This is a genomic window from Psychrobacillus sp. FSL W7-1457 (genome assembly GCF_038593405.1).
Lineage (GTDB): Bacteria > Bacillota > Bacilli > Bacillales_A > Planococcaceae > Psychrobacillus.
In genome coordinates, this window is the sequence record NZ_CP151993.1 from 219903 (window position 1) to 240186 (window position 20284).

Genomic DNA, 20284 nt, shown 5'->3' on the forward strand with positions numbered 1-20284 from the left:
GGAGATCTTATGGAAATTCTAGAATTATTTAAAGCATTAATATTAGGTTTTGTAGAAGGTATGACGGAGTTTGCTCCGGTTTCATCCACTGGTCATATGATTATCGTGGATGATATGTGGCTTCAAACAAAAGACTTTTTAGGAGAATACTCAGCTAATACATTCAAAATTGTTATTCAGCTTGGGTCAATTCTCGCTGTAGTCGTTGTCTTTTGGAAAAGATTATTGAGTTTAATAGGCTTATATAAAATAGAGGATGCGCCTAAAGGGGGACAGCTAAAGCTGACTCATGTAATTGTTGGGCTTATCCCTGCTGGTGTGCTTGGTGTATTGTTTGAGGATTACATCGATGAGCATTTATTTACAACAGAGACTGTATTAATAGGATTAGTGCTAGGTGCAATCCTTATGATTGTTGCTGATAAACTTGGACCTAAACATCCAAAAACGAACACACTAGACAAGATTACATATAAGCAAGCGATTCTTGTTGGGCTTATACAGTGTCTATCATTGTGGCCAGGATTTTCTCGTTCTGGTTCAACGATTTCCGGTGGCGTAATATTAGGTATGAATCATAAAACGGCAGCAGATTTTACTTTTATCATGGCTGTGCCAATTATGGCAGGGGCAAGCTTTCTATCCCTTTTGAAAAACTGGGAGTACGTGGAGATGGATCATTTTGGCTTTTATGCAGTGGGCTTTGTCAGCGCATTTGTATTTGCTTTAATATCGATTCGCTTCTTCTTGAAACTAATTGATAAAGTTAAACTAACACCGTTCGCTATTTATCGAATAGTTTTAGCGGCTGTATTAGCGGGTATTATATTTTTGTAAAGATACCAAAAAGCATTGGGGGAGTTCCCAATGCTTTTTATTATTCCTTTGGAAGAATAACAGTCACTAGTGTTCCGGTGTTTAATGATTCTACCCTTATAGTACCGTTATGTGCTTCTATTAGTTGTTTAGTAATTGCTAAACCAAGCCCAGTTCCCGAAGTTTCAGAAGTTGTATTTGTTCCTCTATAGTAACGGTTAAACAAGTTGTCTAAAACTACCTTTGGAATACCAGGGCCTTCATCTCGAATTGCAAGACAGGCTACGCTATCTTTTTCATAAATCTCCAAGTAAATGTTAGTGCCATTCGGAGTATGTTTTACTGCATTTCCTACAAGATTATCGAGAACCCGTTCAAATAGCTTTGCATCTAAATAAACAGTAAGATCCTTATTCCCTCTAGGTTCTTGAACATCATTCCAATGACTGGCGATAACATAGGATCTTAAAAATTTAAAGAGATTTAATTTTTCTTTGTTAAGTTGAATTGCATCGTTTTTCAACTGGTAAGTATAAGTCAAATCCTCGATTAAGGCATTCATGTAAATAGACTTTTCCTGCATGGTTTTAGCAAAGTGTTGTACCTCTTCAGCCGACCAGGAGTATTCATAGGAAGCTAGCATGGTAGAATATCCATAGATTGAACTGAGAGGGGTTTTTAAATCATGAGAAAGCCCAGTAATCCAGTCCTCTCTTAGTTTTTCCGTTTCTATTATCTTCTCTTCGTTACTTTTTAATGTATTTGCTAATTTGGCTAGGGACTTATCCACTTCCTCGTATATACGGTATTTTCGTTTAAATCTACCGGATTTTGGCGAACGTAATTTTTTATCATGTGGCGATTCGTAGTCTTTTACGCTTAATTTTTCAATTCTATGCAAGAAGTAGAGCAAAGGACGACCAAATCGATATCCAAGCCAGATAGAAAAAAGAATAGTAAAGATGAACAGAAAGAGATGAAATGCTAAAATGGAGAACACTAGCTTTTTCATCGTATCTACTAAGGCCGGCTCAAAGGGATGATAATTCATATTAGGCATTCGTACTACTAGGACTTTTCCATTTCCCATCATTTTGAAAGCTGTAACTTCTTTTCTTTCAAAGTAGTCCTGACTATTCGTAACTATTTCCATGCTACTTAATGCTTTATGTGTATCTCCATAAATGATTTCTTCTCTTGTACCATTGGAATTGTATATTTCTACTGCTGCATCTACAGCTGAAAACTCCTTTTCTAGCTCGTCATTCATTTGAATTTCATTATTTATATAAAGCCTATCAAGTAACGACTCTACCATATGGTTTTCTATGAAAATCATGAAAAGCTGATCTGGTAACTCCCAAACAACATGATCTTGTTTCTGTATGGCAGTCCATTCAATAGAGTGTGAAGACAGTTTTTCTTGGTCAGTAGCTACAAGAATTTTCCCTACTTCGTCTACAAGGTATACATGGCCGGAGTTTTGTTTGGCCATTTTTACTAAGTCCTCCGAAAATATATAGCTACCATCTGTTTGTTTCTGAATGTCACTTTCTATTTCAAAGGTATCCAATGCACGAATATCTGAGATAGCTTCCTTTGAAAGTAAATCGTAAATGATATAAGCGAACATCCCAAATGTCACTAAAAATAATACGGCATAGAATACAACAAAATAAATTAAAAATCGTAATGATAGTTTACTCGAAAGTCTCATACCTTATTTCTCCTCATTAACGAGCTTATAGCCAATCCCTCTAATAGTTACCAACTGTTGAGGATTACTAGGGTTTTGTTCAATTTTCTCTCGGAGTCTCCGTATATGTACCATTATTGTGTTGTCATCTATATAGCTGTCTTCTCCCCAGATAGAAAGAAAAATTTGCTCCTTAGATAAAATCTGTCCGGCATTTTCACAAAAAAGAAGCAGTAAATGAAATAGTTTACCCGTAACAATACTTTTTTCTCCGTTTACAGTTAGCTCTGCGCTACTTTTATTCAACATAAAATTGCCGAATTTATATACCTTTTCATCAGAAGGTTTAAATGCAGAAGTATAGCGTTTCATATGTGCTTTAACTCGGGCCGCTAACTCCAATGGATTAAAAGGTTTGGTTATGTAATCATCAGCTCCATTCATAAATCCTCTTATTTTATCAGCATCGCTTTCTTTTGCTGTTAGAAAAAATATAGGAGCATTGGATTTTAAGCGAATTTGTTTAGCTAAATCAAGTCCTACTCCATCGGGAAGCATTATGTCGAGTATATATAAATCATAAAGACTAGTGGAAATATAACTACTGGCCTTCTGATAAGTTTCACAAATATCAATATGACGAAAATCTTCTCTTCTTAAAATGATTTCTACCATTTCAGCGATGGCAAGCTCGTCTTCCACTATCAATATATTAGTATCTTCCATAATTAACTCACTCCTATAAATATTTAAGGTTTCTTTAAGGTCGGTTTCAATATATTATAAGCTTACCATTTTATACTAATTAAGAAGGTGAAAATTTTAGGGGGTTTTTTAGTTGAACACAAATAGGATAAGCTTTATAGATGCCTTAAGAGGATTAAGCTTGTTTGGTATATTATTGGCCAATCTTTTAATCTTTCATTACGGTATTTGGGGAAAAGATGAAATTAGTTATTTTTCTTTGTCGGATACAGATAAAGGATTATATTCTTTTCTAAAAATTGTTGTAGAAGGAAGTTTTATGCCCATTTTTACTTTTTTATTTGGATATTCGCTAATTAAACTAGCAGAATCCATCAAAAATAAAAATGGAAAAGTAAAAAGACACCTGTGGAGACGTTTTTTACTGCTTTTTTCATTAGGTCTATTACATTCGACTTACTTGTGGGAAGGAGATATTTTGGCCTTTTACGGGATGATGGGTATCTTCCTATTACTCTTTCTTAATAGAAAAAAGAAAACGTTAATCATCTGGGGAGTGGTTTTATTCATTCTGACTGGGGCAGCCGGTTATGGTGTAGTAGAGCAATCAATAGAGGAAGAGAAAAGAATTTCTGACTACATAGAAAAAACATATGATATCTACAAAAGCGGTTCTTACGAAGAAATAAAGGATCATCGAAATAATGAGAGCCCCTTGTTTACGGACGATGAGTTGGAAACGGCCTTCTTAATACTGTTTATGCTGTTATTTGCACCGCTTTTGACCTCTCCAATGTTTTTGTTCGGAATGGCAGCTGCAAAAGGTGGGTTATTTCAACAAATGGAACAGGAGGAGAAGTGGTATAAGCTTAGTATGGCACTATTGCCGATAGGACTATTGCTAAAATCATTAGCTATACTTGGGGATGATTCCAATTGGACAGACATTTTTCTGCATTTAGGAGCACAATTTCTTTCTATAGCTTACATTGGTACTTTTGCTCTTCTATTTAGAAAGTTTTCTGCTAGTAAAGTATTCCTTGGTTTAGAGAGTGCAGGGAAGCTTTCCTTAACTAATTACATTTCACAAAGCATAGTATGTACCTTTGTCTTCTATGGATACGGCTTGGGTCAGTTTGGAACATTGGGAATGCTAAACAGTATTTTTCTTGTTCTTATACTTTTTGTATTTCAGTGCATAAGCAGCTATTTTTATCTAAAAAGATTTAAACGAGGTCCTTTAGAGATGATTATTAGAATGGGAACAAATCTATCCTGGAGAGGAGATTTAAAAGCGAAAAAGCAGAAGATAAAGGTAGAAAAAGTGCTCGCATAACAAGAAGTTAAGGTTTTGGATTACGGCTCCAATACCAATAAATTAGAGCGAACTTATAATTGCTAAACAGAAATTGCAAATTAATTAAATCCTGTTTAAGGTTTATCGTATTGTTTTAGTGACAGTACTAGCAGTTATTATATTTTTTTATGATTAAGAGATGACTTCTTTCACAGGGGTCATCCTTTTGTTTTTGGCTACGTTAAAATTAATGGTTTTCTGTCTTTTTCATTAAACATACCCGTTAATAATGCATTTAACATAATACATCTTGACAGTACGGTAAAACATGATAAAATTCTATTAACTTTAGCGATTGAAAGCGTTGAATCGCGAAAGTGGAATATGTATGAGTGATTGTCCTAGTAATCTGCATGTACCCAGCAAAAAGAGACTGAACGGTTGGTGAAAGTTCAGGTAAACATGATAGATGAATTACAACAATTAAGTAAACTCAATTTTAATGAAGTGGTTGAACATACACCATGTTCGACAAATAGGGTGGTACCGCGGAGATTTCCTTCGTCCCTAGCTATAGGGATTGGAAGGTTTTTTTTCATTCCTAAAAACTATTATTAGGAGGATATACAATGTTTCGTATTCGTTCCACGATCTCCCCCTCATTTTCGGAGGCGGCACTACTTAGTACTATGATTATCGCAATAATGGCACTTTGTATCATAAAATTTGATTCAGTTCCTCATATGCCTATCTTACTGGCAATTCTATTACTCATAACTTATGGTCTTATGAAGAAAGTACCTTACAAAAAACTAGAAGAAGGACTAGCAGATGGTGCCAAAGCAGGTCTTGGCGCAATTTTCATCTTTTTCTTTATTGGTATATTAGTTAGTAGCTTAATGATGAGCGGGACGATTCCAACACTTATTCACTTAGGCTTTCAATTTATTACGCCCCACTTTTTTTATGCTATTGTATTTCTAGTTACTTGTATCGTTGGTTTATCGATAGGAAGCTCCCTAACAACAGTAGCTACAATCGGTGTTGCTTTTATTGGAATGGCTAGCGCTATGGATATTTCTTTGGCTATTACAGCTGGTGCAATTGTTTCAGGAGCTTTTTTCGGAGATAAAATGTCTCCACTATCAGATACTACAAATCTCGCATCTGCTATCGTTCAGGTAGATTTATTTGAACATATTCGAAATATGGGATGGACAACGATACCAGCATTCATTATTTCGCTAATTGGATATGTAATTTTATCGCCAAACAAAGAATTTCAACAGCTCGAGCAAGTAAATGGATTTCAAGCTGGACTACTCCAAACAGGGATGATTCATTGGTATACACTGATCCCTCTTGTTTTACTCGTTATACTTTCCATTAAGAAAGTGCCTGCTATATTATCTCTGGCTTTCACATCAGTTGTTGCTATACTTATTTCCTATTTCCATCAATCTTTTAGTTTTGGGGAAGTATTGAATATACTATTTTACGGTTTTACATCTAGCACGGGTATGGAAGCAATTGACTCCTTACTTTCTAGGGGAGGCATTAATAGCATGATGTTTACGATTGGGCTTGTTCTACTTGCCCTAAGTATGGGTGGACTTTTGTTTACACTGGGGATCGTGCAAAGCTTGCTGATGAAAGTGGAAAGCTCGCTAAGGAAGGTGAGTTCTGTTGTTGCAGCAACTGCATTTACTGCAATTGGGGTTAATACACTTATCGGAGAGCAGTACTTGTCGATTTTATTGACTGGAGAAGCATTCCAAGCACAATTTAAAAAAGTTGGTTTGGCCAATAAAAACTTAGCACGCGTAATGGAAGATGCTGGTACGGTTGTAAACCCGCTAGTACCATGGAGTGTATGTGGGATTTTCATAACGAATGTATTAGCTGTGACAACACTCGAGTACTTACCATTCGCATTTTTCTGCTTACTTAGCCCGATTTTGACTATATTATTTGGATTTACTGGAAAAACATTAACTTATATCGAAGGAAAATAGTTTTACACTAAATCCTCATTACTAATTTTATTTAGTAATGAGGACTTTACTGTAGTTATGGGCTGGATTGTTTGTTAATGAACAAATGTATTATGAACTCTTTGAGATTCATTGAAATAATTCGCCCATATAAATGTAAAAATAAAGGACATCATAGAGACAGCAGCAAATTCAAACCGTTCCTCATGATTCACTCCATATAATAGATTTGATATGTAAACAATGCAAAGCCGAAAACAATTTTACACGCAGCTGTGGCAATATAATAAAGAATCATATTCTTTGGTAATGTCCTTTTTTTCTTGAAAAAGTGAAAAATAAGGATGGTTGAGATGACTGCTGTTAAAAGTAAAATAAGGGAGTAGACTACTATGGTTACACTTATGAAGATTTGCTGTCCTTTAGATACATCTAATTCAATCATCGTCACCCAAATGTTATTCGTAAGGTAGGTTATTACGTGGCTGAAAAATCTAAGTAAATAGTGAAATGGTGCAAATAGCAAACCGATCAAGGGCAGAATTAGCCAACCATTAATTCCTGAGGGTCCATTATGTGGTTGTATAGATACATTAGTAACAGTCATTGAGAACTACCTCCTATCGTATGTTTACTTTACAAATGTATTCTTTACTCTCTTGGATTTACTAAAATAAGTAATCCAAATCGAGGTACTTACCATAGCCCGTATTACATTAAACATATAGTGCTGGGACGTTAAAGGATCGGGTTCAAACACACTCTCTACGATTTGCAAATTTATATAGCCTATGAGAATATCTAATATTAGTATTGTGGTAAGATAGGTGATCATTACTCTAGGGAAAATGGTTTTGTTTTTAAAGAAAAGAATGAGTAATACGATAACTAAAGAATTTTGAGCAAGGTAAATGATGAGATCTATTATTACAATTGGGCCAAATAAAGGGTGGTAATACTCTCCACTCCTACTAGTTATACTCTCCCAACTTTCAGCTGTTAAAAATGGGAAAACATCGGTCACCAGATATGCAAAAGTAACAAAGGGTGTGGTAATAAGTCCGATAAGTGGAAGTATCAGCCAGCCACCAATACCAACTGGTCCTTGGGGTAATAAGTCCTTAGAGGTCGACCTCGCGGAATTGCTTGCAATCATATTTAACACTCTCCTAAAATTAAGATATTTTACCATTTTTATAGGTCGCTATAATTATAATATACAGAAAATATTGGATTCGCAATTTTGTGACAGAGTTATTCTGAAAATAAGATGTAAGACCTAACTCATAGTCTTTTTACCTATGTACAAGTTTAAACACAATATGTTAGGGTATATAAGTAATCAAAACACAATATATAGTATTTATACGATGAAAAGGTACCGTTATGGTTTAAAAGGGAATTCGGTGAAAGACCGAAGCTGTCCCCGCAACTGTAAGTGTAGACGACTGTTGAATATGCCACTGCGATATTTCGTGGGAAGGCCAGCAGAAGGGAGAAACACGAGCCAGTAGACCTGCCTTTTTATCGGTGAAGCAACACTTTCTTCGGGGGTTGAGAGGTGGGGGCGAGAGACTCTATCTTAAAACGAACGATATGTCTTGTTGTTTCCTACTTTAAAATCATGAGCGATGACTCAGCCGAAGAGGCTGGAGGCATCGCTTTTTTTGTATATAAAAAATAGGGAGGAATTTGAATTGGCAATTATTACGAATACAGAAAAACAGCAGGTATTACAGCAGTTAATAGTAGAATTTGGAGAAGAAAAGATAGCGCCCTTAGTTAAGTCGCATCACAAGTGGTTACAAAAACACCCGGAAGGCACAATTGCTGCTTGGTCTAAAGCTATGTCTCTAGATGCACTAAGCTTTTTAGATGAACAGGAGCCATTTTGGACATTTGTAGCCTCAAGAATATATTTAGCAGAAGTCTATTCACAGCAAGCCGAACGCAGAAACACAACCGCAGATGCCGTCTATACAAAATTTGCAGAGAACGTACGGATCCTTGCTAAAAAGGGAATATATAATCCCTCTATTATGGAAAGTTATTCGAATGAGGAGTTAGAGCAGCTAGGAAATCTCCTTGTCGCAAAAAGAGATTTCCTATTTACCTATATAGCCTTAAAAACTCTTTTAGATCGCTATGTAGCGAAGGATTTTAATAAGAATATTGTAGAGTTGCCACAAGAACGCTGGCTTGTTATAGCTATGACACTTATGAAGGACGAAAAAGTAAACCGTCTTGAAAAAATAAAAGAAGCTTATTGGGCGATGAGCAATTTATATATGACGGTTGCAACTCCAACTTTATCTAATGCTGGGAAGCCGCATGGACAGCTCTCTAGCTGCTTTATTGACACTGTAGATGATAGTCTGCAAGGTATTTACGACAGTAATACAGACGTAGCTACTCTATCTAAATTTGGAGGGGGTATCGGTGTATATATGGGGAAGGTGCGTAGCCGTGGCTCTTCTATTCGAGGATTCGTGGGAGCATCTAGTGGAGTTCTACCTTGGATTAAACAGTTAAATAATACGGCAGTCAGCGTCGATCAGCTTGGCCAACGACAAGGAGCAGTAGCTGTTTACTTGGATGCTTGGCATAAGGATATTTTTACTTTTTTAGACTTACGCCTAAACAATGGAGATGATCGCCTTCGAGCGCATGATATTTTCACAGGTATATGCTTGCCGGATTTATTCATGGAGAGGGTTGATGCAAGAGAAGAATGGCATTTGTTTGATCCGCATGAGGTTCGTCAGGTAATGGGTTATTCTTTGGAGGATTTCTACGATGAGAAACGAGGAGAAGGATCATTCCGAGAAAAATACGAGGAATGTGTGAATGACCAACGCCTATCGCGAGAAACTGTACAAGCAATCGACTTGATGAAAAGAATTATGAGGTCTCAGTTAGAGACAGGGGTGCCATATATGTTTTACCGAGATGAAGTAAATCGGAGCAACCCAAATAAGCATGAAGGAATGGTCTATAGTAGTAACCTCTGCACAGAAATTTTTCAAAACCAGAGCGCAACAACTTTTGAATCGATCCAGTTAGAGGATGATGTTATTGTCACACGCAGAAAACCTGGGGACTTTGTTGTTTGTAACTTATCCTCTATTAACTTAGGAAAGGCTGTACCAGCAAATGTATTAGAAAGACTGATAAACATTCAAGTACGCATGCTAGATAATGTAATCGATTTAAATATGATTCCTGTGCCCCAGGCAGAGCGCACAAATGCAAGGTATCGAGGTATTGGTCTTGGTACATTTGGATGGCATCATTTGCTCGCACTTAAGCAGATTCGTTGGGAGTCAGAGGAAGCGGTTGAACTTGCGGATAAATTATACGAAAGAATTGCATATTTAACTATTCAGGCATCCTCAAGTCTTGCTAAGGAAAAGGGAGCTTATCCTTTATTCGAAGGTTCGGAATGGCAAACAGGTGCTTATTTTGAAAAGCGTCAGTATGAAGGAGACGAATGGAATAAGCTTCGCAGAAAGGTCGCAGAAGTAGGTCTTAGAAATGGTTATTTAATGGCAGTTGCTCCTAATTCATCGACTTCTATTTTAGCGGGAAGTACTGCTAGTATTGATCCGATTTTCCAGAAGTCTTATGCAGAAGAGAAGAAGGATTATAAAATTCCTGTTACAGTGCCAGATTTAAATTCAGAGACTACGTGGTTTTATAAGTCTGCTTATTTCATTGATCAGCATTGGACGGTGAAGCAAAACGCCGCACGTCAGCGACATATTGACCAGGGGGTCTCCTTAAATTTATATGTACAAAACACGATAAAGGCAAAGGAATTACTTTCGTTACATTTAGAAGCTTGGAAAAGTGGGCTAAAAACGACTTATTACGTACGTTCCACCTCGGTAGAACTTATCGAATGTGAGTCCTGTTCGAGCTGATGAAGGCAATTATATGTTATGTGAGCTATAGCGGAAATACAGAAGAAATAGCAGAGCTTTTACAAAATCAGCTGGTGACCTTCCATTATCAGGTGGATACCTATTGCATCGATATAGGAGACTTACCAGACCTGCAGCTGTATGACTTAGTATTTATAGGGACTTTCACCTGGGATCAGGGGGGTATTCCAGATGAAATGAAGGATTTTTTAAGAGACTTAGGATATCGACCAGAAAATAGTTATATATTTGGCTCTGGCGATACTCAATTTGGTGGAGACGAGCTATTTTGCGGGGCAGTGGATAAACTAGTTTGCTATTGTAACAGTCCTTTCCAAGGCTTAAAAATTGAACAGTCACCAAGAGGAAGCCAAGAGAAAATTGTCACTAAATGGCTAGAGGGAGTTTTAAATCATGCAAAAGGCAAAAACATTAGAACCAAGAAATCCAAACAAATCAACAGGAATATTTAATGGGCAATCAAGCGGTATACTGAATTGGAATGATATTGCGTATCCACATTGGCATAAGATGTACAAACGTCTGCTAGGGAACTACTGGCAAGCGGATGAAATAAATATGTCTAATGACATAAAGCAATTTGGTAGCTTGAGTGAATCGGAGCAGGATGCTTACTTAAAAATTATTGGACTGCTAGCGACATTAGATGCACCTCAAACTCGTACAGCTCTATTGCTTTCGCTATATGCAACAGATCCATCGGTACAATCCATTATGGCGGTCATTGCACAGCAAGAAGCCGTACATAATGAAAGCTATTCCTATGTTTTATCATCCATTGTATCGCTGGATAAGCAAAACAAGGCATTTGATTTTGGTAGAACGGATGAAGTGCTAATTAAGCGCAATCAAAACATTGCCAAGTACTACAATGAATTTGTAGAGAATCCAACGACGGAAAACATATTAAAGACGCTAACTTATACAACGTTATTAGAAGGACTATTTTTCTACTCTGGCTTTGCCTTCTTTTATAATCTTGCTCGTTATAACAAAATGGTAGGTACTTCTACGATGATTAGCTACATCAACCGAGATGAGCTAGAGCATGGCCGGTTTATATCAGAGCTATTCAGAGCAACGCTAGCTGAAAATCCAGAGCTAAATAACGATGAATTTATAGGGTGGGTCTATGAGCAATTTAAAGAATCTGTCCAACTAGAAATAGAATGGTCCAATTATGTGCTACATGATATCGATGGAATCGATATAGAAGATATGCAAGGGTATATTAAATACCGTGCCAATAAAATGCTACGTCTCATCGGTTTAAATGAAATCTACCCTGAGTATGTGGAAAACCCGATGAAATGGATTCGAGCATATGCAGATAATATAGATGGCACTAAAACAGACTTCTTCGAACAAAAGTCTCGCCAATATGTAAAGGTGAATGCAATTGATAATGGCTTTGATGATCTTTAGTAGAAAAGAGATCTAGTCTGATAAAATTATAATCTTAGCAATGCCATGAACTTCGTGTTCATGGCATTTTTTTTAATAGATGGATATTTAGTTGGAATCTAACAAAATCAGGCTATGTTAAAGGCTTAGGTTGATTTTTCTTGAAGTGGAGATGGGTGAAAATATGACAAATTCGTGGGAAGGCTTTTTAGACATAATTACGTTAGACCAAAGTATCAGACTAAAAGCAAATTTACAGATTTTAATGGATTAATTTCTCAAATGGTAATCCAAATAAATCCTTGTTGGTAAGTTTATTCGACCAGATTGAAAAAAATTATGGGAATAAGAGATGCACAATCCTTTGGTGGAATAATGGTAGAAGTCTTTATTCAAAGACTATTAGTAAAGACGATTTGGATTTTTTACAGTATTTTTGGGATGAAATAGTGAAATTTCTTTGTTTTTTTTACCAGAAGAGTTTGATATAAAAAGAACAAAAGTCGAAGACGAGGAAGCATTCATTGGAAAGTGTTTAAAAACAACAGTCACACAAACTATTATGAGTTGTTGGATTATCAAATAAGAACCTCCTGACTAAATCAAAACGATTAATGTCAGGAGGTTCTATTTAAATACGTTCTTTATTTTTATAATTCGGAAGCATACTTGTTTAACTCTTTACTCATCGAGTGAATTTTGGTAATGATGTTAGAGATTTCTTCAGTAGAGGATACCTGGTCTTGTCCAACAATAACAACCTCTTGTATGGAAGCTGTAATCTCATTCACAGACTCTTGGATGTTAGTTAATGTTTGTCTTATTTTTTCTGTGGAAGAAACTGTTTCTAAAGAAAGTTTTCTTATTTCATTAGCGACTACTGTGAAGCCAAGACCTTTATCACCAGCCCTTGCTGCTTCAATAGCAGCATTTAACCCTAAAAGATTTGTTTGATTAGCGACTCTCTTAATGAAATTTAGTACTTCATCCGTATTATTCACTTCTTCCGAAGCACGATTGGACTTTTCTAACAATACATTACTTATTTTCGAGAGACCTTCCGAGCCATCTGTTATAGATACAACACGATTATTAGCTTGTTCAAGTGATTGTTCAATCTGCTCTGAAATGGTTCTAAGTTGTTTTTCGTTTTGTTTTTGTAATTGAATGGCTAATGCTCCAATGACCTGACCATTATCTACAATAGGTGCAGCTGATCCAGTAAACGGAATTCCAAAGAATTCGGATGGAACTTCTTCGCTTATTACTATCATGTTTTTAATACAATCTGCTAATGGTTCGCGTGGATTGATTTTAGTACCAGCTCTTGCTCCTATATCTATTTTACGCCCAGGATGATAAGCAATCCATTCTTGCGTATTTGTTAATCCAATAGCTATGTCTGGTAACATCGAGTGGAATATAGGTAAGATTTCTAAATAGTTTTGTAGATTTGGATGAATGGCTGAATTCGAATTTAAAATTTTAATATTAGTCATTTTCTATTTTTCCTTTTCTACTAAAAGATGGATTTTAATTTATCTTATCACTAGTAATTAAAATTGTCTGCTAAATAATATTTTTTGGTGCTCCATTACTATTATCGTTATAAATTTTCTACTAAATTAGGGGATATAAGCTTTATTATAATTAATCGTCTTATTCCTAATATTTTTCTCTTTATAATAAATACAAATTGTGTTCCAACTGTTGATTTGATTGAAAATTAGAACAAGACCTACATATTGTTTCTGGTCATAATGTTCTCGAGTTCGCTGATAAAGTTCGTCTGGAACACGTTTCATTGGGATTAATGTCACGTGCTCTGTCAATTCTTAAGCAACTTTTTCTGCTTCAGTGTAGAATTCACTCTTTCTATGCATTGACACAGTAAAGTCGCTGTTCGGTTTTACCCATTTTTGGGGCATCGGTTGTATGCATACTCAAACAAAATGCACATCCGTTAATTTGAGAAGCACGAATTTTAATTAGCTCACGAAGTTTTCGTTCGATAGCTGTAGTTTTCGTATATTTCTCCATTTCCATCATATCGTATTTATTCAAGATGAAATCCAACTGTAAAGAGTAATTAGGGTTGCTTCGCAGTAAGTAGATAATGTGTAATAAAAGAGAAGATGCTTATTTAGCTAACACGTGCTTCAGTAAAAAATAATATCAAAGTAAATGAGCCAGTAGAAAACATCCTAGCTCGTTTTTTATGTATACTTCTATCAGCTTTACGTTTAACATAGCCAAAAATTAAAATATACTGAATGAAAACAGATCACAAAAGGAGATACAAATGAATAATAAACGAAACTTGATTTTATATATTGCTGCTAGCTTAGACGGATATATAGCTACGGAAGATGATTCTTTAGAGTGGCTATTTAATGTAGAGGGTGAGGGTGATAATGGAATATCAGAGTTTTATGAGACGGTAGATACCGTTTTAATGGGTAAAAAAACATATGACTGGATAATAAAGCATGAATCAGGAGAATTTCCATATAAAAATAAAGAATGTTACGTATTTACAAGATTAACTATGGAAGATACCGAAGATGTTCAGTTTACGAATGGTAACATAGTGCAATTAACCGGCGAACTAAAAAGTAGCGAAGGAAGTAACATTTGGCTTGTCGGTGGAGGCGAATTATTACAAAACTTTCTAAAAGAAAAACTAGTGGATGAAATTATTTTAACTGTTGCTCCGACTATAATCGGAAAAGGTATTCCGTTATTCAATAAAGGAGATTATCAGTTAGACCTTATATTGAAAGGGACTAGAACCTTCAACCAGTTTGTAGAACTACATTACATTGTTAAAAAGTAAATAAGATAAGGAGAATAAAATGAGGCTACCAATGAATATTACCGGCTTAGCAAATAGTACAATTGAAATGAAAGAGATGGATGGAGACCTATTTAAAAAGTTAGGATACGAAATTGCTAGAAAGACTAATGGTAAAATAATTGGTTTTTTTTCACCTAGCTACCCATTGAATTATTTTCGTATGGACATTGAGGTAGATAAAAAAGTGGTGTCGATTCTACTGCATCAATATTTTCCATATGCAGCCATTGTATTATATGAAAATGAACTCCAGCTACAATTTATAGAGTATGATAATTTATCCACTGAGCTGAGTCCATTTTATACAGTTTTAGAAGCAGCTTTTTTAAATGATCCGTTTAATCCTAACGCTCATGATTTATCAGAGGATGAATTAAAAAATGTGAAGTATTGGCGTCCGAATAATAATGGAGAGGTTATTTTTAATTGTTGGGATTAGTTATATTCTTGAGAAATGGAAGGAAACATGCTGAATATATTTTTGGAATATCAGAGGCAGCTAAAATTGAAAAACCAAGATTATCACCAGCTTCCTTCAATAAAGAACATTCTAATAAAAAGTATGTTTTGACCTCATTCAAAATAGCTGATCAGGAAAGAAAGATAAGACGAATTCTAAGGATAGAAAGGGTGTTGAAGTGAAGGTCAATCATATAATTCACCTCGAAAACGGATTAGCTTTCGGGATTTCCTTTTTTATTTATATGCAGCTGGACTTTCCAATCTGGATGTTTTTTTTACTATTATTCGTTCCTGATATTACGATGATCGGTTATACAATTAATAATAAAATAGGTGCGACCATTTATAATGTTGGTCACAGTTTTATTTTTCCTATACTTTTAACATTAGGTTACTTCTACTTTTTAAAAGATTATTTGCTTATAATTTCTATCATTTGGGTAGCCCATATTTTTATGGATAGACTTTTTGGCTTTGGATTAAAGTACCAAGAATCTTTTAAAGAAACTCATATGCAAAGGCTTTAAAATTAAAGTTAGTTTTTTATAATTAATCATAGAAAAAGCGTCTAATCAGTCACACAACTGGTTAGACGCTTTTTCTTTAAAGCTTATACTGTTCTCTAATTAAGTAGGAAACCCACTTGCATTGAGGATGGTTTTTAATATTCTCTAAAAGACCTTTTATAAGTGCGAGACTCGGAGTTTCGGTTAGGAGATGATTTTTTAGAATTTGAAGCGTTTCCTTTTCAATTGGCTCTTCTATTTCTAATAGAATCTGACTGATTAACTCCAGTATTTGCTTGTCTTTATCCGTGTTCTCTTTTATAACCTTTTGCATAATTTGAGCACTATCTGCTGAGATTAAAGGGATGGTTGAGTGCTTTGCCAATACTTTCGTTTTTTCAACGAGCGACTTAGTTAGCGTGTCAATATCGATTGGTAATTCAAAGAATAGATAGAGATCGATATATATTTTCATAAAACCTTTTATACAAATAAGTAAGTCATATTTTGTTTCTTCATAAGTTAAATCTAACTTGTCTACCATATAAAGAATGATTTCATTTAATAGATTGTCATAATAAGTTAGTTTTTTTAATAAATCATCGTTTACCGTATGTGTCTGTTCCTTGAAGAAGATTTTAGCAAAAGTAGAGTTTTCTTGAAATGCCTTGTTGGCAGTGTAGAAAAAGGTATATAGCATTTCATCAGAATGTGAACATTCTTTGACCGAGTAGTCAATTTCTGAAATAATCTGCTTCATAAAGCAATCTACCAAAGAAGTAATGAGCTCATCTTTGGATTTATAGGAAAGGTAGAAAGCACCTTTAGATATACCGCAATGGTCAGTGATTTGTTGGACTGATGTAGCTTCAAAACCTTGCTTTGCAAAAAGTTCTAATGCTTTATCCATTATTAATTGTTTCTTTACCATATCTTATCGCTCCCAATGGTTATTGTTGACAAATGACCAATTAGTCATTATTATAAGTAAATGAGTTTGATAAGTCAAATGAGGGTAGGTGCAAGTGTGAAAGGTTTAGTAAATTTTGTACTGAAAAATAAGTTAGCGGTATGGTTATTAACTATTATCATTACTGTTTCCGGTATTTATTCAGGTACAAGAATGAAGATGGAGACCATTCCAGATATCTCGATTCCATTCTTAATGGTGATGGATGTTTATCCAGGTGCGACTCCTGAAAAAGTTATGGAAGATATTTCGATGCCTTTTGAGAAAGCGTTAGAAGGATTAGAGGATGTTAAATCGGTATATTCCAATTCCTATTCGAGTATGTCTAATATTCAAGTAGAGTATGAATATGGCACAGACATGGATGAAGCAAAACGCGCATTGGAGTCTTCTTTAGATAACATAACCTTACCTGAAGGAGCAATGGAGCCAACTATTACGGCAATAAGCATGAATATGATGCCGGTAGCAGCCCTAAGCGTAAGTAGCACAGAAGAAGATATCGTAGAGCTAACATCGACAGTAGAAGAAATTTTACTACCGAAAATTGAGAAAATAGATGGTGTTGGTTCTGCTACTATAACAGGCCAGCATATTGAAGAAGTAGAGCTTACATATGACGAAGCAAAAATGGCCGAACTAGATGTAACTCAAGATACAGTGAAACAAATGATCCAAGCAAGTGATATGGCAGTATCCTTAGGATTGTTTGAATTTGAAGAAGGCGAGCAGGCAGTAGCGGTTGACGGTAAGTTCATGACAGCCGACGAACTGAAAGAAATGCTTATCCCTGTTACACCTTCTGCTACAAACCCATCTCCTTTTGTAAAACTTGGAGATATTGCTTCTATTGAAGTGGTTGGTAAAGTAGAATCGGTTTCCCGTACAAATGGGAAAGATGCAATTGCAATCCAAATTATAAAAAATCCAGATGCTAACACTGTAACAGTAGTAAATGCAGTGAAAGATTTAATCGCAGACGAAGAAAAGAACATTGATGGTTTAGTGATTGACGTTTCCTTAGACCAAGGTGCTCCTATTGAAGATTCAGTATTTACAATGGTTGAGAAAGCATTGTTTGGTGGATTAATCGCCGTGTTGATTATTCTATTGTTCTTACGTGATTTTAAATCTACAATTATTTCTATTGTTTCTATACCGGTTTCTATTTTTATGGCATTACTGCTATTAAATTGGTTAGATATTACGTTAAATATTATGACACTTGGAGCCGTTACCGTAGCAATTGGACGTGTAATTGATGACTCGATTGTTGTAGTAGAGAACATTTATAGACGCCTTCACTTAAAAGGGGAACCATTAACTGGCCGTGCCCTTGTTCGTGAAGCAACGATTGAAATGTTCAAACCGATCCTTTCTTCTACATTGGTAACGGTAGCAGTATTTGCTCCATTAATCTTTGTAGGTGGTATGGTTGGAGAATTGTTCATGCCATTCGCACTAACAATGACATTTGCTCTTGGTGCATCTCTATTAGTAGCAATTACAATTGTACCTGCAATGTCACACTTCTTATTTAAGAAGAAATTGTACGCTGAAAAAACAGAAAGTAATCATAAAGAGCAAGGTAAGTTAGCTGGTAGCTATAAAAAAGCTCTAGAGTGGACATTAAACCACAAAATTATTACTTCCCTTGTATCGGTTGCATTGCTAGTAGGAAGCTTGATGCTTACACCGTTAATTGGTTTCAGTTTCTTGGGTAGTGAAGAAGAAAAAGTAATGTATTTAACTTACACTCCAAAAGCTGGTGAGCTAAAAGAAGACACATTGGCAAACGTTACTAAAGTTGAAGAAGAGATGCTTAAACGTAAGGATATTGATATTACTCAAGTATCCATAAACGGTGACGGCGCAAATGACATGACGGCAATGATGGGCGGAGGTTCAGGCGGCGCATTAATGTACTTGATCTTTGACGAGGATATGGAAGACTTCCCAGGTGCTCGTGAGGAAATCGAGGATTATGTGTTCAACATTGGTCAAACTGGCGAATGGAAGAGCCAAAACTTCTCAAGTATGTCCATGTCGACAAATGAAATTAGCTATACATTCTATAGTGAAGATTTAGATAAGTTGAACGAAGCTGTTGCAATGGTTGAAGAAGTAATGGGAGAAACAAAAGGATTAGAAGATGTTTCTTCGAGTGCTGAAGACAGCTATGTAGAGTATACATTCCAAGTAGCTCAAGATGAATTATTGCAGTACGGTTTAACAACTGGTCAAATCGTTGGGATGTTGAGTCCTTCCACTACGGAGGAAGTATTAACGACAGTTGAAAAAGAAGGAAATGATTTAGAGGTTATCGTACAGCAAGAACAAACAGCAACACCTAAATCGATTGATGATATTTTAGCTAGAGAAGTACCGACAGCAATGGGAACTACAATGCCATTGTCTGAATTAGTAACAGTAGAAGAGGGTTACGCTCTAAATACGCTTGCTCGTAGTAAGGGTGAATACTATGCTTCTGTATCCGCTACAATTCAAGATGATGATATTTCAAAAGCTTCAGCAGATGTTGACAAAGCTATTGAAAAGCTAGATTTACCTAAAGGCGTTACAGTTGGTGTTGCCGGTGTAACTGCAGATATGAATGAAACATTCACTCAGCTTGGAGTAGCAATGCTTGCAGCAATTGCGATTGTTTACTTTATATTAGTAGTAACATTTGGTGAAGGTATAGCACCATTAGCTATCCTATTCTCATTACCATTTGCAGTAATCGGTTCATTTGCAGGTCTATGGATTGCAAACGAAACAATTTCCGTATCTGTTATGATGGGGCTTCTCATGTTGATTGGTATCGTTGTCACGAATGCCATTGTATTAGTGGACCGAATCATTCATATGGAGCGCGAAGGTATGAATATGCGTGAAGCAATTCTTGAAGCTGGTGCAACTCGCTTACGTCCTATTCTGATGACTGCTATTGCAACCATTGGAGCACTCGCACCACTTGCAGTTGGATCAGGCGGCGGTGGTTTAATTTCTAAAGGATTAGGTATCACGGTTATTGGTGGTCTAGCAAGTTCTACGCTACTAACATTAATCATCGTTCCAATCGTTTACGAGGTTCTATCGAAGCTATTTAAGAAAAAACGTAACGAAGTACAAGATAATTAAACAAAAAGCGCCTGTGGGATTGATTCTCACAGGCGCTTTTTTGCAACTTAGATTATCCTTTTCTTAAATCCATTCTAATATCTCGATACGATTACCAAATGGATCGTTAATATATATGCGCTTAGCCCCTGGAAGTTCTGTATCTACTTTAAAGCTTACTTGTTGTTCGGTTAAATGCATTTTTAGAGCTTCAAGGCTTTCAACTTCAAAAGCTGGGTGTGCCTTCTTGGCTGGAGAGAAAGGCTCTTCAACCCCGATATGAATTTGATAGCTTCCAAGCTCGAACCATACGCCACCCTTCTTTTTTAGAAGAGGTGGTTTTTCTATTTCCCGCAATCCTAATATTCCCGTAAAGAAGCTGCGTGCCTCTTCCTCACAGTCCTTTGGAGCAGCTAATTGAATGTGATCAATTCTTTTAAATGTAAATGACATGGTCCATACCCCCTTATGAATTAACTTAATTATAAATGGAATTTTTTGATAATAAAA

The 20284-nt window shown here is 35.8% G+C and carries 17 protein-coding genes, 1 pseudogene and 1 riboswitch; of the genes and pseudogenes, 10 read left to right on the top strand and 8 right to left on the bottom strand.

Going from position 1 to position 20284, the window contains the following annotated elements:
- Positions 1-9: 9 nt before the first annotated feature.
- Positions 10-837 carry an undecaprenyl-diphosphate phosphatase gene (locus tag NSQ95_RS01180; protein ID WP_340886491.1) on the top strand — a complete coding sequence of 276 codons (828 nt, stop codon included), beginning with the start codon at positions 10-12 and terminating at the stop codon, positions 835-837.
- 40 nt (positions 838-877) lie between these two features.
- Here the strand turns inward: NSQ95_RS01180 and NSQ95_RS01185 are convergent, their stop codons facing one another.
- Both NSQ95_RS01185 and NSQ95_RS01190 read right to left on the bottom strand, forming a co-directional pair.
- Complete coding sequence (locus tag NSQ95_RS01185; protein WP_340886494.1) at positions 878-2533, bottom strand: ATP-binding protein; 1656 nt, start codon at positions 2531-2533, stop codon at positions 878-880.
- Between the two features lie 3 nt (positions 2534-2536).
- Positions 2537-3238 carry a response regulator transcription factor gene (locus NSQ95_RS01190; protein ID WP_340886497.1) on the bottom strand — a complete coding sequence of 234 codons (702 nt, stop codon included), beginning with the start codon at positions 3236-3238 and terminating at the stop codon, positions 2537-2539.
- Between the two features lie 112 nt (positions 3239-3350).
- Here NSQ95_RS01190 and NSQ95_RS01195 point away from each other — a divergent pair, with 112 nt between their 5' ends.
- Both NSQ95_RS01195 and nhaC read left to right on the top strand, forming a co-directional pair.
- Positions 3351-4553, top strand: coding sequence for a DUF418 domain-containing protein (locus tag NSQ95_RS01195; RefSeq protein ID WP_340886500.1), 1203 nt, complete (start codon positions 3351-3353; stop codon positions 4551-4553).
- Positions 4554-5143: 590 nt separating this feature from the next.
- A complete protein-coding gene (nhaC, locus tag NSQ95_RS01200) occupies positions 5144-6529 on the top strand; it encodes a Na+/H+ antiporter NhaC (RefSeq protein WP_342560140.1) in 1386 nt (461 codons plus the stop codon).
- A 190-nt stretch (positions 6530-6719) separates the two neighbouring features.
- Here the strand turns inward: nhaC and NSQ95_RS01205 are convergent, their stop codons facing one another.
- Both NSQ95_RS01205 and NSQ95_RS01210 read right to left on the bottom strand, forming a co-directional pair.
- Positions 6720-7115, bottom strand: coding sequence for a DUF2569 family protein (locus NSQ95_RS01205; RefSeq protein WP_342560141.1), 396 nt, complete (start codon positions 7113-7115; stop codon positions 6720-6722).
- Positions 7116-7139: 24 nt separating this feature from the next.
- On the bottom strand, positions 7140-7664 hold the full coding sequence (locus NSQ95_RS01210; RefSeq protein WP_342560142.1) for a DUF2569 domain-containing protein: 525 nt from the start codon (positions 7662-7664) through the stop codon (positions 7140-7142).
- 203 nt (positions 7665-7867) lie between these two features.
- A riboswitch (cobalamin riboswitch) is annotated at positions 7868-8047 on the top strand.
- A gap of 164 nt (positions 8048-8211) precedes the next feature.
- Between NSQ95_RS01210 and NSQ95_RS01215 the strand changes: the two genes are divergently transcribed.
- Genes NSQ95_RS01215 through NSQ95_RS01225 form a run of 3 tightly spaced genes read left to right on the top strand, consistent with a single transcriptional unit; the run spans position 8212 to position 11877 of the window.
- Entirely contained in the window at positions 8212-10431 is a 2220-nt protein-coding gene (locus NSQ95_RS01215) for a ribonucleoside-diphosphate reductase subunit alpha (RefSeq protein ID WP_340886959.1), read from the top strand.
- The gene (locus tag NSQ95_RS01220) at positions 10431-10904 is read left to right on the top strand and encodes a flavodoxin (protein WP_342560143.1); all 474 of its coding nucleotides are present in this window, start codon (positions 10431-10433) and stop codon (positions 10902-10904) included. Before NSQ95_RS01215 ends, NSQ95_RS01220 begins: the two co-directional genes overlap by 1 nt.
- Entirely contained in the window at positions 10846-11877 is a 1032-nt protein-coding gene (locus NSQ95_RS01225; protein WP_340886512.1) for a ribonucleotide-diphosphate reductase subunit beta, read from the top strand. Before NSQ95_RS01220 ends, NSQ95_RS01225 begins: the two co-directional genes overlap by 59 nt.
- A gap of 629 nt (positions 11878-12506) precedes the next feature.
- Here NSQ95_RS01225 and NSQ95_RS01230 read toward each other — a convergent pair.
- Positions 12507-13355: a methyl-accepting chemotaxis protein gene (locus tag NSQ95_RS01230; protein ID WP_340886514.1), complete on the bottom strand. Its 849-nt coding sequence runs from the start codon at positions 13353-13355 to the stop codon at positions 12507-12509.
- A gap of 126 nt (positions 13356-13481) precedes the next feature.
- Positions 13482-13905 (bottom strand): annotated as a pseudogene (locus NSQ95_RS01235) (carboxymuconolactone decarboxylase family protein).
- Positions 13906-14158: 253 nt separating this feature from the next.
- Between NSQ95_RS01235 and NSQ95_RS01240 the strand changes: the two are divergent.
- From NSQ95_RS01240 to NSQ95_RS01250, 3 genes are all read left to right on the top strand, one after another.
- On the top strand, positions 14159-14692 hold the full coding sequence (locus tag NSQ95_RS01240) for a dihydrofolate reductase family protein (protein ID WP_340886516.1): 534 nt from the start codon (positions 14159-14161) through the stop codon (positions 14690-14692).
- A gap of 19 nt (positions 14693-14711) precedes the next feature.
- Entirely contained in the window at positions 14712-15152 is a 441-nt protein-coding gene (locus tag NSQ95_RS01245; RefSeq protein ID WP_340886517.1) for a hypothetical protein, read from the top strand.
- Between the two features lie 199 nt (positions 15153-15351).
- Entirely contained in the window at positions 15352-15702 is a 351-nt protein-coding gene (locus tag NSQ95_RS01250; RefSeq protein ID WP_340886520.1) for a DUF4260 domain-containing protein, read from the top strand.
- A 76-nt stretch (positions 15703-15778) separates the two neighbouring features.
- Here NSQ95_RS01250 and NSQ95_RS01255 read toward each other — a convergent pair whose 3' ends face one another.
- Positions 15779-16612 (bottom strand): TetR/AcrR family transcriptional regulator, encoded by an 834-nt coding sequence (locus NSQ95_RS01255; RefSeq protein WP_342560144.1) that lies wholly within the window; start codon positions 16610-16612, stop codon positions 15779-15781.
- A gap of 96 nt (positions 16613-16708) precedes the next feature.
- Between NSQ95_RS01255 and NSQ95_RS01260 the strand changes: the two genes are divergently transcribed.
- Positions 16709-19795, top strand: coding sequence for an efflux RND transporter permease subunit (locus tag NSQ95_RS01260; RefSeq protein ID WP_340886525.1), 3087 nt, complete (start codon positions 16709-16711; stop codon positions 19793-19795).
- 63 nt (positions 19796-19858) lie between these two features.
- Here NSQ95_RS01260 and NSQ95_RS01265 read toward each other — a convergent pair whose 3' ends face one another.
- On the bottom strand, positions 19859-20227 hold the full coding sequence (locus NSQ95_RS01265) for a VOC family protein (RefSeq protein WP_340886527.1): 369 nt from the start codon (positions 20225-20227) through the stop codon (positions 19859-19861).
- Positions 20228-20284: the final 57 nt, after the last annotated feature.